The organism is Caulobacter vibrioides (assembly GCF_002310375.3).
GTDB lineage: Bacteria > Pseudomonadota > Alphaproteobacteria > Caulobacterales > Caulobacteraceae > Caulobacter > Caulobacter vibrioides_D.
Genome location: NZ_CP023315.3, coordinates 2,216,505 through 2,230,388 on the forward strand (window position 1 = coordinate 2,216,505; position 13,884 = coordinate 2,230,388).

Sequence of the window (13,884 nt, forward strand, 5' to 3'; positions counted from 1 at the left end):
CTCTACGCACACCCCCGCCGCTTCACGCGATCCCTCGCTGAAGTTCTGGAAAGGGACGCGGAGCGCCGGACATCCGTCCGGAAGAGTTTGATAAATACCGTTTCGACGAAGCCCGACGCTCCGCGCAGCCGTTATCCGCCAGCCTCCCGGGAAGGTGGCCCTGTTCGGGCCTTACCGGGACCCGGGCGCCTCCGTTTCCGGAAGCCCCCGGCGATCGAAGAGGGACGAACCCTTTCCCCCGACCACGCCGACGGCGGGCGGGTCTGGCCAGCAACCAGATCCCCGGACCGTCCGAGTACCCCCCTCGAACCTGTCCCCGCTCGACCGCCCCCCGCCGCCGCAAATGGTCGCTGGCCATGCGCCCTTTCCTCGCGACGAGGTGGGTAGAGACTACGACAGGTTTTCAAGCCGGGGACGAAACGGCGGAAACGCCCATTGAATCCCCTCTCTCTGAGAGAGAGGGAGGGGCCCAAGCGAAGCTTGGGAGGGTGAGAGGTTTCAGCCCTTCCGGACAAGGCAGGGCCTGACAAGCGACTGAAAAGGCGGGATTTTCACGGCCAGCGCCGTAACCACTCACCCTCCCGCCGCTGCGCGGCGGGCCCCTCCCTCTCTCTAAGAGAGAGGGATTTCATTCCCCGTCCCGATCTGGGGATAAGCCCCCTGCTCGGCCCGCAGGCGATAGGCCATCACCGCCGTGTGGCCGAGCTTCTCCACCAGGCGCCAGTTGACGATGGCGCCCAGCGGCGCGCCGACCACGGGGATGAACTGGACCAGTTTGGCCAGATCAATGTGGTCGCGGTACTGCTGCTGGAAGGCCCGCCAGTCGAAGTCGTCCAGGTGGGCCGGGTGGGTCCGCGCGTCCCAGTCGTCCATCGCCGCCAGCACGCCGGCGCGGTGCTCGCCGTCCGAGAACGCCAGCTCGAAGATGTGCAGGATGAACAAGCGCTCGCTCAGCACCGTGCCGTCATGGCCAAACACCGCGGCGATCTCGAACAAGAGCTTGATCTTGAAGCTCATCAGCAGCGGAAAATCGGCCGCCGCCAGCAGAAAGCCCCCGGCCCCGGTCACCCCGCCCTCTACGGCGGCCGTCTTCTTCCAGCCGTCGATCGCCTTGGCCGCATGCGCCCGGCGCTCGTCCAGGGTCAGACCCGTCAATGGCGAGCCGGTCGTAAAGTCCGACCCGACCAGCAGCGCCCGCGTCATGCCCTCGATGGCGCTGGTGATGGCTGCGTGGACCTTGTCGGGGATGATCTTGTTGATCCGCTGCTGCGCCGCGCGCGCCAGGCCGTTCAGCGGCCCCGGCGGCTGGGTCATCTCGGCGCGCCAGGCGAGGAGGTCGGGGGAGAGAGTCATGGGATGGAGATAGTCCTTCTCCCCTTGCGGGAGAAGGTGGCGCGAAGCGCCGGATGAGGGGTCACGCCGCCCTCGCCCGTCCCTATCGCCGCCGACCCGCCCAGAAACCCCTCATCCGCCCCGCTGCGCGGGCCACCTTCTCCCGCAAGGGGAGAAGGGTTGGCCGTTCCAAGACCCCGACCTCCCCGGCGAATGCCGGGGTCCAGATCGAACCCACTGACTGTGGTGGGTTCGCAAGGCGGCGAGGCGAGAACGCCCCGACCGCTCCGGATGTATCTGGGCCCCGGCATTGGCTTCGCCGCACTGGCGTGTGGCCGGGGAGGTCTGATGGTGGGATGAGGCGCCCGCCCTTCCACCGTCATCCCGCGCGTCATGCGCGGGACCCATGGTTCAGCTTCCCCGTGAGAATATGAGCGATCCCTGCCCGTGCGGCGGACAAATGGGTCCCGCGCATAAAGCGCGGGATGACGGGTGTCTTTCGGCTCCGACCTCCCCGGCGAATGCCGGGGTCCAGATCGAACCCACTGACCCTGGAGAACCGGTAGGGCGGCGAGGCGCGAACAACCTAACTGCTTCGGATGAATCTGGGCCCCGGCATTCGCCGGGGAGGTCGGGTTTTGGTTGGGGAGTTCCCTGCCCTGCGCCCTAAGCGAAGGGAGCCCGCCTTACATCTCACGGCGAGACGATCGCAGGGCTGTCCAAGTCACTCAAGGACCGCCCGCCAGGCGGCCGCCGCGCGGCGACGCGGAGCGTCGTCCTTGACTGACTTGGTCAGTCCTGCACGCTGCAGCCTTCGGGAGAGTAAAGGGCGAGAGTGCGCGGGGACGCGTGGCCTACAGGGAGGCGAAATGTCGAAGAAGAGCAGGAAGCGTCCGTCAATGAGCACGCTTGAGCAACATACACGGGCCGGAAAAACGCTATCGCCCCCCTTCAAAACTCTTCCTGGAGGTGTTCAGTTTTCATCATGGCGTGACAGCAGAATGCCGTGCGTATTGTGGTCGATTCTATTATCGGGACAAATGCAACGCGAAGATTACCTATCCATATTTCGATCAGTGGCTAGGGCAGCCAGAGATATGGGAGAAATAGCACCAAAATCGATTTCGCATCACGACCTGAAAGAATGCGCCCCCTCTACGTTCGACTACATATTTGCCAGCGTTTTAAATAATGAAATTGCCAAAGATGCGCTTAAACCACTTTTGCTATATGGCGATTTACCGGACTTAGAACACTGGTCGCGACATCTCACCGATAAGGATAAAGATGAGTCAATACAGGCAATATCAAATAGTGTATTCTTAACACTGGATCACCAGTCCGATAATTCTACTGACTGCCGATGGCTCCGAATATTGTACTATATTTCAATTGGAAAAATGTCATTTCCAGAAAAAATGCGGGAAACCGTAGAAAATATATTGAAATATCCGAATTCGGGAGACCTCAGGTCTGTCAGGCCATCTATCCGTGCAATCGAAATGGCTTTTGCGGAGGAGGACTCAAATAGCGATTGGCCAGAAAAATTCTGGAAACAATCTTACGAGAATACAGACTGCATCCTACTCAGGAGATATCCGCAAAGGTCTTTGAGCGGCAGGGATGAATCGGCCAAATTAATGGAATTATACGATAAGCTATGCAAAATCTCACAGATTGGCCTAAATAGTACGTCGATAGATGCAAAAACTGATGCAATAACAGGCCTGACTCTATACTCGACCGCGCTCTGCGCAACCATTGTAGGGAGCGGCGGAGATCAACGCGTAGAAGGAAGGCATGCAATTAGAACCATGACTGAGAGCATAATAAATCTCAGATTTATGCTCAAATACGATAACAAGACCATATGGGAAAAATATAGAAGTTATGGAACAGGGCAGGCCAAGCTCGCCTTCCTGAAGTTGTTTGATGTAGATGATAATAGCCTACCAAATTACGTGAAAATCGAAGACCTTGATTCATATTCAGACGAGGATATGTGGCAGGAGCTTGTTGAGATAAATCTAGGAAGTTGGTCCGGAAGGGATCTCAGAAAAATGAGTGAGGAAGCCGGCATCAAGGACATATATGATAAATACTATGGATGGCCGTCCGGATACATCCATGGCCATTGGGGGGCAGTTAGAGATACAATATTTTGCCAATGCGTAAATCCACTACACAGGCTCCATCGCGTCCCTTCTGCGCCTAATCTTTCGATGGAATCGACGATGCCCGACATGGTGAAAATCCTAAATCTACATCTCGATGTATTCAGATCGATATATCCAGATTTTAAGGGGAGCTTTCACCTCGACACCTAACCCCACGCCCCCATCCACACCTCCTCCGCCCCTATCCCCATCATCCCCAGCCCCCGCACCTCCCCCGCCCCGCCGAAGCGGCCTATATCCCTGTCCTGACGTTCACCACGCTGGACCCAAGGCTTGTCCACCCAGTTCAAACTGCCGCTGGCTTCGCCGCTGACCCATGGGCGGGAGGACTTCGCCGTCTCGCCCAGCAATGGCGAGGCGGTGGCGCGGCTGGACGCCTGGCCGGACTGGGCCGAGGGGCGGCTGGTGCTGGTGGGGCCGGCCGGGTGCGGCAAGAGCCATCTGGCGCGGGCTTGGGCGGCGGCGACGGGCGCGGTGGTGGTCGAGGCGGCTGATCCGCACGCCATGAGCGTCGACCTGTCGGCCCTGCGCGGCCGGCCGGTGCTGGTCGAGGACGCCGACCGCCGGGCGCAAGGCGCGGCGGTGTCGGACGAGGCGCTGTTCCATATTCTGAACATGGCCGGGGTGGACGGCGGGACCGTGCTGCTGACCGGCCGCACCGCGCCCCTGGCCTGGAGCGCCGAGGTGGCCGACCTGCGCTCGCGGCTCAATGCGTTGTCGGTGGCCGAGATCGCCGAGCCCGACGATGCGGTGCTGGAGGCGGTGCTGCGCCGGGCCTTCGCCGCGGCCTGGTGGAAGCCCGAGCCAGATCTCTATCCCTACCTCCTGGCCCGCCTGCCCCGCTCGGCCGCCGAAGCCCAGGCGGCGGCGGCCCTGCTGGCCGAGGCGGCCGCCGATGGCCGGCGCGAGCTGACCAAGGCCCTGGCGCGTGAGGTGCTGGAAGGGTTCGAGGGGGAGGATGAGGGGTAGGCCGTGACGCTCCTTCTCCCCTTGCGGGAGAAGGTGACCCGCGCAGCGGGTCGGATGAGGGGTTGATCGCCCTATCCGCCCAGAAACCCCTCATCCGGCGCTGCGCGCCACCTTCTCCCACAAGGGGAGAAGGCGTTTTCAAGATGTCTTCACCGCGTCACCGAGCTTGTTCACCATGACGGAACAAAGTTCGCCTATATAGAGACCATGACCGACGCCCTGCCGATCGCCGCCAACGCCGAAGTCCCCGCCAGCGTGCTGTCGCTGGACCCCGAGCTGATGGGCTCGCCCGAGCGGTTCTTCAATCGCGAACTGTCGTGGCTGGCCTTCAACCAGCGGGTGCTGGAGGAGAGCTCCAATCCGCGCCACCCGCTGTTGGAGCGCCTGCGCTTCCTGTCGATCAGCGCCAACAACCTCGACGAATTCTACATGGTGCGCGTGGCCGGCCTCAAAGGGCAGGTGCGCGAGGGCGTGCGGGTGGTCAGCCAGGACGGCCTGACGCCGGGCGAGCAGCTGAACCGCATCAACGCCTCGGCCGCCGAGCTGATGGCCGCCCAGCAGAAGATCTGGCGCCAGGTGCGCACTGAACTGTGGGACGAGGGGCTCAAGCTTCTCGACGCCAAGGACATCGAGGGCGACGACAAGGTTCGCGCCGAGGAGATCTTCCGCAACCAGATCTTCCCGGTGCTGACGCCGCTGGCCATCGACCCGGCGCACCCGTTTCCGTTCATCCCGAACCTGGGCTTCTGCCTGGCGCTGAAGCTGCGGCGGATCGCCGACGACAAGCACCTGTACGCCCTGGCCCCGATCCCCTCGCAGGTGCGGCGGTTCTGGGAGCTCTCCTCGGTGGTCTCGCGCGGGCGCAAGCGCCAGCGCAAGATCGTGGCGCTGGAGAGCTTCATCATCCTGTTCCTGGAGCACCTGTTCCCCGGCTATGAGGTCGAGGGTCGGGGTCTGTTCCGCCTGGTGCGCGACAGCGATCTGGAGATCGAGGAAGAGGCCGAAGACTTGGTGCGCGAGTTCGAGGCGCGGCTGAAGAAGCGGCGCCTAGGCCAGGTGGTGCGGGTCAAGATCCAGACCACCATGCCGGCCGACCTGCGCGCCTTCATCATCGAGGGCCTGCGCGCCGAGCCCGAGGACGTGATCCTGGTCGACGGCAAGCTGGGTTTGGCTCAGATGAGCGAGCTGATCCCGCCGGACCGTCCGGACCTGAAGTTCCCGCCCTTCAACGCCCGCTTCCCCGAGCGCATCCGCGATCATGGCGGCGACTGCTTCGCGGCGATCCGCGAGAAGGACATCCTGGTTCACCACCCGTTCGAGAGCTTCGACGTGGTGGTGCAGTTCCTGCGCCAGGCCGCGCGCGATCCCAACGTGCTGGCGATCAAGCAGACCCTGTACCGCACCTCCAAGGACAGCCCGATCGTGGCCGCCCTGATCGAGGCGGCCGACAACGGCAAGAACGTCACCGCCCTGGTCGAGATCAAGGCGCGCTTCGACGAGGAAAACAACCTCAAATGGGCGCGCGACCTGGAGCGGGCGGGCGTGCACGTGGTGTTCGGCTTCGTCGACTGGAAGACCCACGCCAAGCTTTCGGTGGTGGTGCGCCGCGAGGGCGAGGCCCTGCGCACCTATTGCCACTATGGCACCGGCAACTATCACCCGCAGACGGCCAGGGTTTACACTGATCTTAGCCTGTTCACCTGCGACCCGGCCCTGGGGCGCGATGGCGGCAAGCTGTTCAACTTCATCACCGGCTACGCCCAGCCCGGCCGGCTGGAGAAGCTGTCGTTCTCGCCCCAGACGCTGAAGCCGGACCTTCTGCGGATGATCGCCCTGGAGGCCGACGCCGCGCGCGAGGGCCGGCCGGCGGGGATCTGGGCCAAGATGAACGCGGTCGTCGATCCGCAGATCATCGACGCGCTGTACAAGGCCAGCCAGGCGGGCGTGCAGATCGACCTGGTGGTGCGCGGCATCTGCTGCCTGCGTCCGGGGATCAAGGGTCTGTCGGAGAACATCCGGGTCAAGTCGATCGTCGGCCGGTTCCTGGAGCACTCACGCATCGTGGCCTTCGCCAACGGCGCGGCGATGCCCAGCGCCCAGACACGCCTCTATATGAGCTCGGCCGACTGGATGCCGCGCAACCTGGATCGCCGGGTCGAAAGCCTGGTGCCGATCGAGAACCCGACTGTGCACCAGCAGGTGCTGGACCAGATCATGGTCGCCAACCTCAACGACGAGGCCCAGAGCTGGAAGCTGGACAGCGAGGGCGAGTACGCCCGCGATCCGGCCTGGAAGGCCAAGGGCGCGTTCTCGGCCCACGACTACTTCATGACCAATCCCAGCCTGTCGGGACGCGGTCATGGGGCCCGCGACCTGCCCCGCGCCTTCGACCACGTGGGCCCAAAGCGCAAGCGGTGAGGCGCACAGCCTTCGCCGTTCTGCTGCTTCTGCCGGCCCTGAGCGCCTGCGCGCCCAAGGCCGAGCGACGGGCGGAGATCTGCGCGATCCAGGCCCTGCCCGCCCGCCCCGGCTTCGACCGCTTCGGCGCGCCGCCGCCGGGCGTGGAGAAACGCGCCCAGGCCACGGCTGAGGTCTACGGACCCGGGATCGCCGGCGGCTATGGCGTGCGCTGGTGGGGCCCCTGCGGTCCCAGCGCCAAGACCACCGACATGCTGCTGCTGGGCCCCGCCCCCTGGGCGCTGACCAAGGGCGGCCCGCGCGCCGACGGCCATCAGGTCGCCTTCGGCACCTGCTACCACAAGCGCGAGGCCGACGGCTGGCGCACCGTGGCCTGCCGGATCAATCGCTAGGCGGCCTTCGCGCGTTCATCCCCATGGAAAATCGTCGCCAGACGGTCGGTCCCGCTTTCCCCGCGCCGGGAATGCGCTAAAGGACGCCCATGCCATTCCAGGCGCCGCGCGACGCGGCCGTGATCGATATCGGTTCAAACTCGGTCCGCCTGGTGGTGTACCGGCTGGAAGGCCGCGCCATCTGGACCGTGTTCAACGAAAAGGTGCTGGCGGGCCTGGGCCGTGACCTGGCCAAGACCGGCTGCCTGGCGCCCGAAGGCGTCGTCCAGACCCTGCAGGCGCTCAAGCGTTTCCGCGCCGTCCTGGAGGCGGTGAACCCGGCCGAGATCTTCGTGGTCGCCACCGCCGCCGCCCGCGAGGCCAAGGACGGTCCCGACTTCATCGCCCGCGTGCGTGAGGAGACCGGCTTCAACGTCCGCGTCCTCTCGGGCGAGGAAGAGGCCCACTACGCCGCCGTCGGCGTGCTGGCCGGCGCGCCGGACGCCACGGGCGTGGTCGGCGACCTTGGCGGGGCCAGCCTAGAGCTCGTTCACCTGTCGGCTACCGGCGCGGGGCGCGGCGTCACCCTGCCGTTGGGCCCCTTCAGCCTGGCCGGTCCTGGGGGAACCGCCAACGGCTTCGAGGCCGACCGGGTGCGTCGCCTCGCCCAGGAGCGCCTGGCGCCGGTCGCCGCCGCGTTCCGCACCGACACCTTCCACGCCGTCGGCGGAGCCTGGCGCAACCTCGCCCTGCTGCACATGCGGCTGTCGGGCTATCCGCTGCACGTCGTGCATCAGTATACGATCAGCGCCGGCGAAGCGCTGGACGCCGCACGCCTTGTCGCCCACCAGTCCAAGAGCTCGCTCGAGCGGATCGAGGGCATGAGCAAGAAGCGCTCGGAAACCCTCCCCTACGCCGCCATCGTGCTGGAGACCCTGATCGAGCAGCTTCATCTGAAGCGGATCGAGATCTCGGCCTACGGCGTGCGCGAGGGCCTGCTGTTCGAGGCCATGCCGCCGCGCGTGCGGGGGCTGGACCCACTGATCGAAGGCTGCGGAGCGTTGGGACATCGCCAAGGCGTCGCCGACGATCTTGGCCCAGCGCTCGACGCCTGGATCGCACCAGCCTTCAGCCAGTTGCCCGCCTTGTTCGGCGAGCGCGACGCGGTGCTGATCTCGGCGGCCTGCCGCCTGGCGGACATGGGCGTGCGCCTGCACCCCGATCACCGGGCCGATCTGGTGTTCGAGCAGGTGCTGCGCGCCCCGATCGCCGGCCAAGGTCACGCCGAGCGCTGCTTCCTCGCCGCCGCCGCGCACGCGCGCCACGCCACCAACTTCCACCCGCCGGAGCTTCACACGCTGGAGCGCCTGTTGACCCCCGCCCAGTTGAAACGCGCGCGCGCGCTGGGCGCGACGATCCGGCTGGCCTGCGACCTGTCGGGCCGCAGCCCCAGCCTGCTGGCCCATTCGCGCCTGGGCCTGGACAAGCATCATCTGGTTCTGGCCGCTGAGCCGGGCTTCGCGGATCTGCTTCTTGGTGAACAAACCAATAAGCGTGCGACAACGGCGGCCCAGCACCTTGGACTTAAGCCAAAGATTATCGCCGCGTAAATTCAGTTATAGCGCAGGCTTTTATCATGCTTAATCGAGCCTGAATTTCCCCAATACGGGGCAAATGACAGATTGACGCAGCCAAAACGTGTGAAATGCGCACGGTTTGTTAGCCCTGCCTCGCGCAACCTTCCTCCAACAACAATTGTGGAGGTCAGTGATGTTGCAGCGTAAGTTCGACTATCTCGATGCTATCGCTACGGCTCCGGTCGCTCGCAAGCGCCCCGAACTCCGCGTGGCCAATGACCATGACGCGCCCGTGACCAGCGCCGCGCGCACCCTGCAATCGGAACTGGGTCGCGTTTTCGCCCAGGAAAGCACCTGGTCGGTCCGTCGCACGGTCGCCATCGGCGTGGTGTTCCACCTGGGCGTCTTCTGCGCCTTGGGTCTGGCCGCCGGCGGCGCTCTGGCTCAGTTCGGCCAGTGATCACCCAGGCCTCTTGACCGCGTCTGCTCCGGCTAGTCCGCCAACTCCGAGCCGCTCGTGATGGGATCGCCCCGGTCCAACTCGAGAAAATCGGTGAACGGCAGCCCGTAGACGCGGTCGAAGAACTCGGCCTGATAGCGGAACGGCAGGTTGGCGTCGCTGTTCCACAGCATGACGATCCCCGTCCGCGTCGCCGGTTCGAACATCATGGTCGCGCGGTAGCCCGCGACGCCGCCGCTGTGACCGACCAGGTCATGCCCCCTGTAGGTGAAGCTGCGCATGCCCAGGCCATAGCCTGGAGCCTTCAGTTCGCGGGCGATATTGAGGCGGCCATAGGGACGCCCCGTGCCGACGCGCGAACGCTGCACCTCGCCCAGCACCGCACCCGACAGCACATCGGGGCGCAGCCCCATCTGCGCCTGCATCCAGAGCGCCAAGTCGACGATCGTCGAATTCACCCCGGCCGCCGCGGGCACGCGATAATAGGCCTCGGACAACGGCAAGGCCCGGCCATGCCGATAGGGCCTGGCCCAATGGGCCGATGACGTCAGACCTGCCTCCCCGAACGTTGTGTTCTTCATACCCAACGGCTCGAACAGGCGGCGCTTGACCGCCTCCGCATAGTCCAGACCGGTGCGGGCGTGGATCACCTCGGTGATCGCGTCGTAGGCGATGTTTTGATAGGTGTGACAGGTCCCGGGCGGACACACCGACTTCAAGGTCGCGAAAGATCCGCGAATGACGTTGGGATCCTCACCATCCTCCAGACGACCATCGTAGGCGTTACGGCCCAGGCCCGTGCGCTGGGAAAGAAGCTGCTCCAGCGTCAGACCGACCTGAGCATCGCCAGGCAGCCTCAGGCTGGTGTCGAAGGCCGAAAGGGGATCCTGCAGCGACAGCGCGCCGTCAGCCGCCAATCGGGCGGTCAAGGTTCCCGCGACCGTTTTCGACAGCGAGGCCCAGCGGAACACGGTCCGCGCGTCCACCGGCGTCCCGCCCTCAGCTGTGACGCCATAGCCCTGAACGAAGGAAAGCCGCCCCTTCTCGACGACCGCGACCGCCAATCCCTGCATCGACCGGTCGGTCATCATCGCCCGCAGGCGGCGGTCGACCGCCTGGTAGTCGATGTCGCCCCGCCAGTCCTGCGGCCGTTCGGGCGGCGCAGCCGCGGCGGCCATGTCTTGCCTCGCGCTAGTCAGCCGACCGGCCGTGCGTGGCAGGAGCATTGCGCCGAGAAAGAGGAGCATCAGCGCCGCCGCGCCGATGGCCAACCATAGGCGATGGGCGTTCCTGACCACGACGCGCTCGGGGTCGATCTTCAGCACGGGATCCTGCGGCGGTTCGGGGGCAAATCAGCGGCGCGCCGACTCGCCGCGCCATGTTCGGTTCTAGTGAAGAAGCCGCCGACCGTCAGGCGATAACGCCGTCCTCACCCGAACAAGGCGGCGTAAAGTTCGCGGGCGCTCACGGGTTTGGCGACACAGGCCGTCATACCCGCCTCGTTGCAGGCTGCGATCTCCTCGGCCGAGACCGCGCCGGTCACCGCAACCACGGGCGTCTGGCGATTGAGGCCCGCCGCGCGTAGCCGGCGCGTCGCCTCCAGACCGTCCATGCCCGGCATGCGCACATCCATCACAATCGCGTCGAACCGCTGGGTCTCGCACACCGCCAGAGCGCTCAGCGCATCCTCGGCGACATCGACGACGGCCCCGAACGCCTCGAGAATCCCCCGCAAGGTGCGCCGGTTGATGTCGTGGTCGTCGACCACCAGGATCCGCGGCGCATCCACACGCGCGACAAGGCCAATGCTCTCATCCGCTGCGGACTCAAGGGTCGTCGGCTCGGCGCCCGCCGGGGTCGGCAGGCGCAGGACGAACCGCGCGCCGCCCTCGGGCGCCGGGCTGGCGGCGAGCTCACCGCCCATAAGACGCGCAAGGTCACGACTGATCGCCAGGCCAAGACCGGTGCCGCCGAAGTTCCGCGCGGTCTCGCCTCCAAGCTGCTCATAGGGATCGAACAGCCGGGTGATCTGCGCCTCGGTGAGCCCTGGTCCGGTATCACGAACCTCGATCTCAACAGCCGACGCCGCACCGGCGACCGCTCGGACGTCGACGGTGACGCCGCCTTCCGTTGTGAACTTCACGGCGTTGCTGATCAGGTTGTTCAGCACCTGCCGCAGACGCATCGGATCGCCCCGCACCCAGCGCGGCAGCCGCTCGGCGTCGGTCAAGGTCAGGGTCAGCCCCTTGGCTTCAGCCGCCCCGCGCCAGAAATCGACGGTGTCGGAGACCTGAGCCCGCAGGTCGTGGTCCACCATCTCCACACCCATGCGGCCGGCCTCGATCTTCGACAGATCCAGCAGGTCGTTGAGCAGGGTGCGCATCATCCGCCCCGCATCGGCAATCAGACCAGCGCCGCCCGCGTCCAACTGTCCCGCGCCATTGACGATGGCATTGATCGGGGTTCGCAGTTCGTGGCTGACCATGGCGATCAGGGCCGAACGTGCGGCCACCTGGGCCTCGGCGGCGAGTCGGGCTTCCCGCTCGGCCTTCATCGTCCGGTGCGACCACAGGAAGGTCATGGCTATGGTCAGGCTGAACAGCCCGCCGCCGATCAGGAAGTACGGCAGGACCGGGTCATTGCGGCCGCCCGCAAGCAGAGGCGTGATGAAGAGATAGGCCACATGCGGCCCCGCGCCGCTGATGAACGCGACCATGCAGCCCTCGGCGCCCATCAGGGCGGTGAAGATCGAGGCCGACAAGAGCAGGATCGCCCCGGCGGCCCCGGCGGGCGTGCCCATCTCCCACAACGGCAGGGCCAGCCAGCCGAACACCGTGGCCAGGGCGACATCGGAAACGAGGTTGATCCAGACCCGGTCGGTCGGGTCAGCGGCGTTGATGAACCGCTTCAGCGCATAGAGCTCGCAGATCTGGACGCCGAGATAGGCGACCGACCAGACAAACAGGAACGGCATGCTCTTGAAGATCAGGGCCGTCACGCACAGGGTGACGATCACGAACAGACGCAGCGGAACCTGCTTGCGGCGCGACAACGCCGCCGGGCGATACTCCTCCGCCAGGTTTGTCCAGAATGTCCGCAACACCGTTCCCATCCGGACGCGCCACCCAGTCTGACCGACCCTAGACCGCGTTATGTTCAAGCGTGAGCGATCAAACCGCCCGAACGCGCTCTAACTCAGCGCCCCCGCGTGGCTGCATATCGACTTTAGATCAGTCCGTCCAAGCCAGACAGGCTTGAGAGCCCTGCGCACGGCGCGCAAGGCGTGTTCAGGTGCTGAAAACGCGCGATCGAGGCGCCAGCGGGACGCCTAGACCGCGAATTTGAGGCTCAACCAAGGACGATCAATCGGGCTTCGGGGCGCGTCGCACCTCGACCACCCGCACGCGGGCGCCGTCCAGCACCAGCGCCAGCTCGCCCCGCTTGATCTTCAAGGCGTCGGAGCCGAACGCCTCGCGTCGCCAACCCACCAGGGCCGGCGTCGCGGCGTTGTCGTCGGCGGCGATCTTCTCCAGGTCCGAGACCGTGGCGATCAGCTTGGACGCCACGCCGGCTTCCTCCGCGCGCGCCTTGAGCAGAACCTTGAGAAGCTCGACCACGGCGCCCGCGTTCTGGGGCGGCGGCGGGCCGGGCTTGTCGACGACGGGGGCGTAACCCTCGGGATCGGCCAGAGCGTCCTTGATGGCGGCCAGAAGGTCCGGACCAAACTTGCTGCCACCGAACCCCTTGGGCACGCCGCGAAGGTTGTTCAGCGCCTCCAGGCTCCCCGGCGCCTGGGTGGCCAGTTCGTCGATCGCCTCGTCCTTCAGGATCCGGCCGCGCGGCTGATCGCGGTTCTGGGCGGTGCGCTCGCGCCACGCGGCGACGGCCTTGAACACCGCCAGATACTTCGGCGCGGTCTTGCGCGGACGCAGGCGACGCCAGGCCTTTTCCGGATCGACGTCATAGGCGGCCGGGTCGGAGATGGCGGTCATCTCCTCCTCCACCCACGCCAGGCGGCCCGATGTCTCCAGGCGCTCGCGCAGAATGGGGAACAGCTTGGCCAGGTGCGTGACGTCGGCCAGCGCGTAGCTGGTTTGAGCCTCGGTCAGCGGACGGCGCGCCCAGTCGGTGAAGCGGCTGGACTTGTCGATCTCAATCCGCAGCATCTGACGCACCAGGGCGTCATAGGCGATCTGCTCGCCGAAGCCCGCCGCCATGCCCGCCACCTGGGTGTCGAACAGCGGCTTGGGCATCGCCTTCAGATTGTTGAAGATCTCGACGTCCTGGCGGGCGGCGTGGAACACCTTGAGGATGCGTTCGTCACGCATCACGGCCAGCAACGGCTCCAGATCGATCCCATCGGCCAGCGGGTCGATGACGGCTTCCTGGGTGGGGGACGCGACCTGGATCAGGCACAGCTTGGGCCAATAGGTCGTCTCGCGCATGAACTCGGTGTCCACGGCGACGAAAGGCTCGCCCGCAAGGCCATTACAGAACGCCGCCAACTCGGCGGTGGTGGTGATCAGCTTCATCCGCTGCTAATAGCCTCGCGCACCCCCGAGTCTGCAAGCGTCAAGACG

The 13,884-nt window shown here is 65.4% G+C and carries 10 protein-coding genes and 1 pseudogene; 6 read left to right on the top strand and 5 right to left on the bottom strand.

Annotated elements, in window-relative coordinates; genetic code table 11:
• Positions 1-171 precede the first annotated feature (171 nt).
• Together CA606_RS10530 and CA606_RS10535 are read right to left on the bottom strand one after the other, a co-directional pair.
• Positions 172-407 (bottom strand): annotated as a pseudogene (locus CA606_RS10530) (hypothetical protein).
• A 205-nt stretch (positions 408-612) separates the two neighbouring features.
• The gene (locus tag CA606_RS10535) at positions 613-1,353 is read right to left on the bottom strand and encodes an EcsC family protein (protein WP_096051181.1); all 741 of its coding nucleotides are present in this window, start codon (positions 1,351-1,353) and stop codon (positions 613-615) included.
• 848 nt (positions 1,354-2,201) lie between these two features.
• On the opposite strand from CA606_RS10535, the gene CA606_RS10540 reads away from it, so the two are divergent.
• From CA606_RS10540 to CA606_RS10565, 6 genes are all read left to right on the top strand, one after another.
• A complete protein-coding gene (locus CA606_RS10540) occupies positions 2,202-3,659 on the top strand; it encodes a DUF5677 domain-containing protein (RefSeq protein WP_181242539.1) in 1,458 nt (485 codons plus the stop codon).
• 123 nt (positions 3,660-3,782) lie between these two features.
• Positions 3,783-4,478: a DnaA regulatory inactivator HdaA gene (gene hdaA, locus CA606_RS10545; protein WP_181242540.1), complete on the top strand. Its 696-nt coding sequence runs from the start codon at positions 3,783-3,785 to the stop codon at positions 4,476-4,478.
• Positions 4,479-4,685: 207 nt separating this feature from the next.
• Positions 4,686-6,896: an RNA degradosome polyphosphate kinase gene (locus CA606_RS10550; protein WP_096051179.1), complete on the top strand. Its 2,211-nt coding sequence runs from the start codon at positions 4,686-4,688 to the stop codon at positions 6,894-6,896.
• The gene (locus tag CA606_RS10555; protein WP_096051178.1) at positions 6,893-7,288 is read left to right on the top strand and encodes a hypothetical protein; all 396 of its coding nucleotides are present in this window, start codon (positions 6,893-6,895) and stop codon (positions 7,286-7,288) included. Before CA606_RS10550 ends, CA606_RS10555 begins: the two co-directional genes overlap by 4 nt.
• Before the next feature lie 89 nt (positions 7,289-7,377).
• Entirely contained in the window at positions 7,378-8,877 is a 1,500-nt protein-coding gene (locus CA606_RS10560) for a Ppx/GppA phosphatase family protein (RefSeq protein WP_096051177.1), read from the top strand.
• Positions 8,878-9,034: 157 nt separating this feature from the next.
• Positions 9,035-9,304 carry a hypothetical protein gene (locus CA606_RS10565; RefSeq protein ID WP_096051176.1) on the top strand — a complete coding sequence of 90 codons (270 nt, stop codon included), beginning with the start codon at positions 9,035-9,037 and terminating at the stop codon, positions 9,302-9,304.
• Between the two features lie 32 nt (positions 9,305-9,336).
• On the opposite strand, the gene CA606_RS10570 is transcribed toward CA606_RS10565, so the two are convergent.
• The 3 genes from CA606_RS10570 to rnd form a co-directional block, all read right to left on the bottom strand.
• Positions 9,337-10,629 (bottom strand): serine hydrolase domain-containing protein, encoded by a 1,293-nt coding sequence (locus CA606_RS10570; protein WP_181242541.1) that lies wholly within the window; start codon positions 10,627-10,629, stop codon positions 9,337-9,339.
• Between the two features lie 104 nt (positions 10,630-10,733).
• Complete coding sequence (locus tag CA606_RS10575) at positions 10,734-12,416, bottom strand: ATP-binding protein (RefSeq protein WP_096051175.1); 1,683 nt, start codon at positions 12,414-12,416, stop codon at positions 10,734-10,736.
• A gap of 250 nt (positions 12,417-12,666) precedes the next feature.
• Positions 12,667-13,836 (bottom strand): ribonuclease D, encoded by a 1,170-nt coding sequence (gene rnd, locus CA606_RS10580; protein ID WP_096051174.1) that lies wholly within the window; start codon positions 13,834-13,836, stop codon positions 12,667-12,669.
• Positions 13,837-13,884 lie beyond the last annotated feature (48 nt).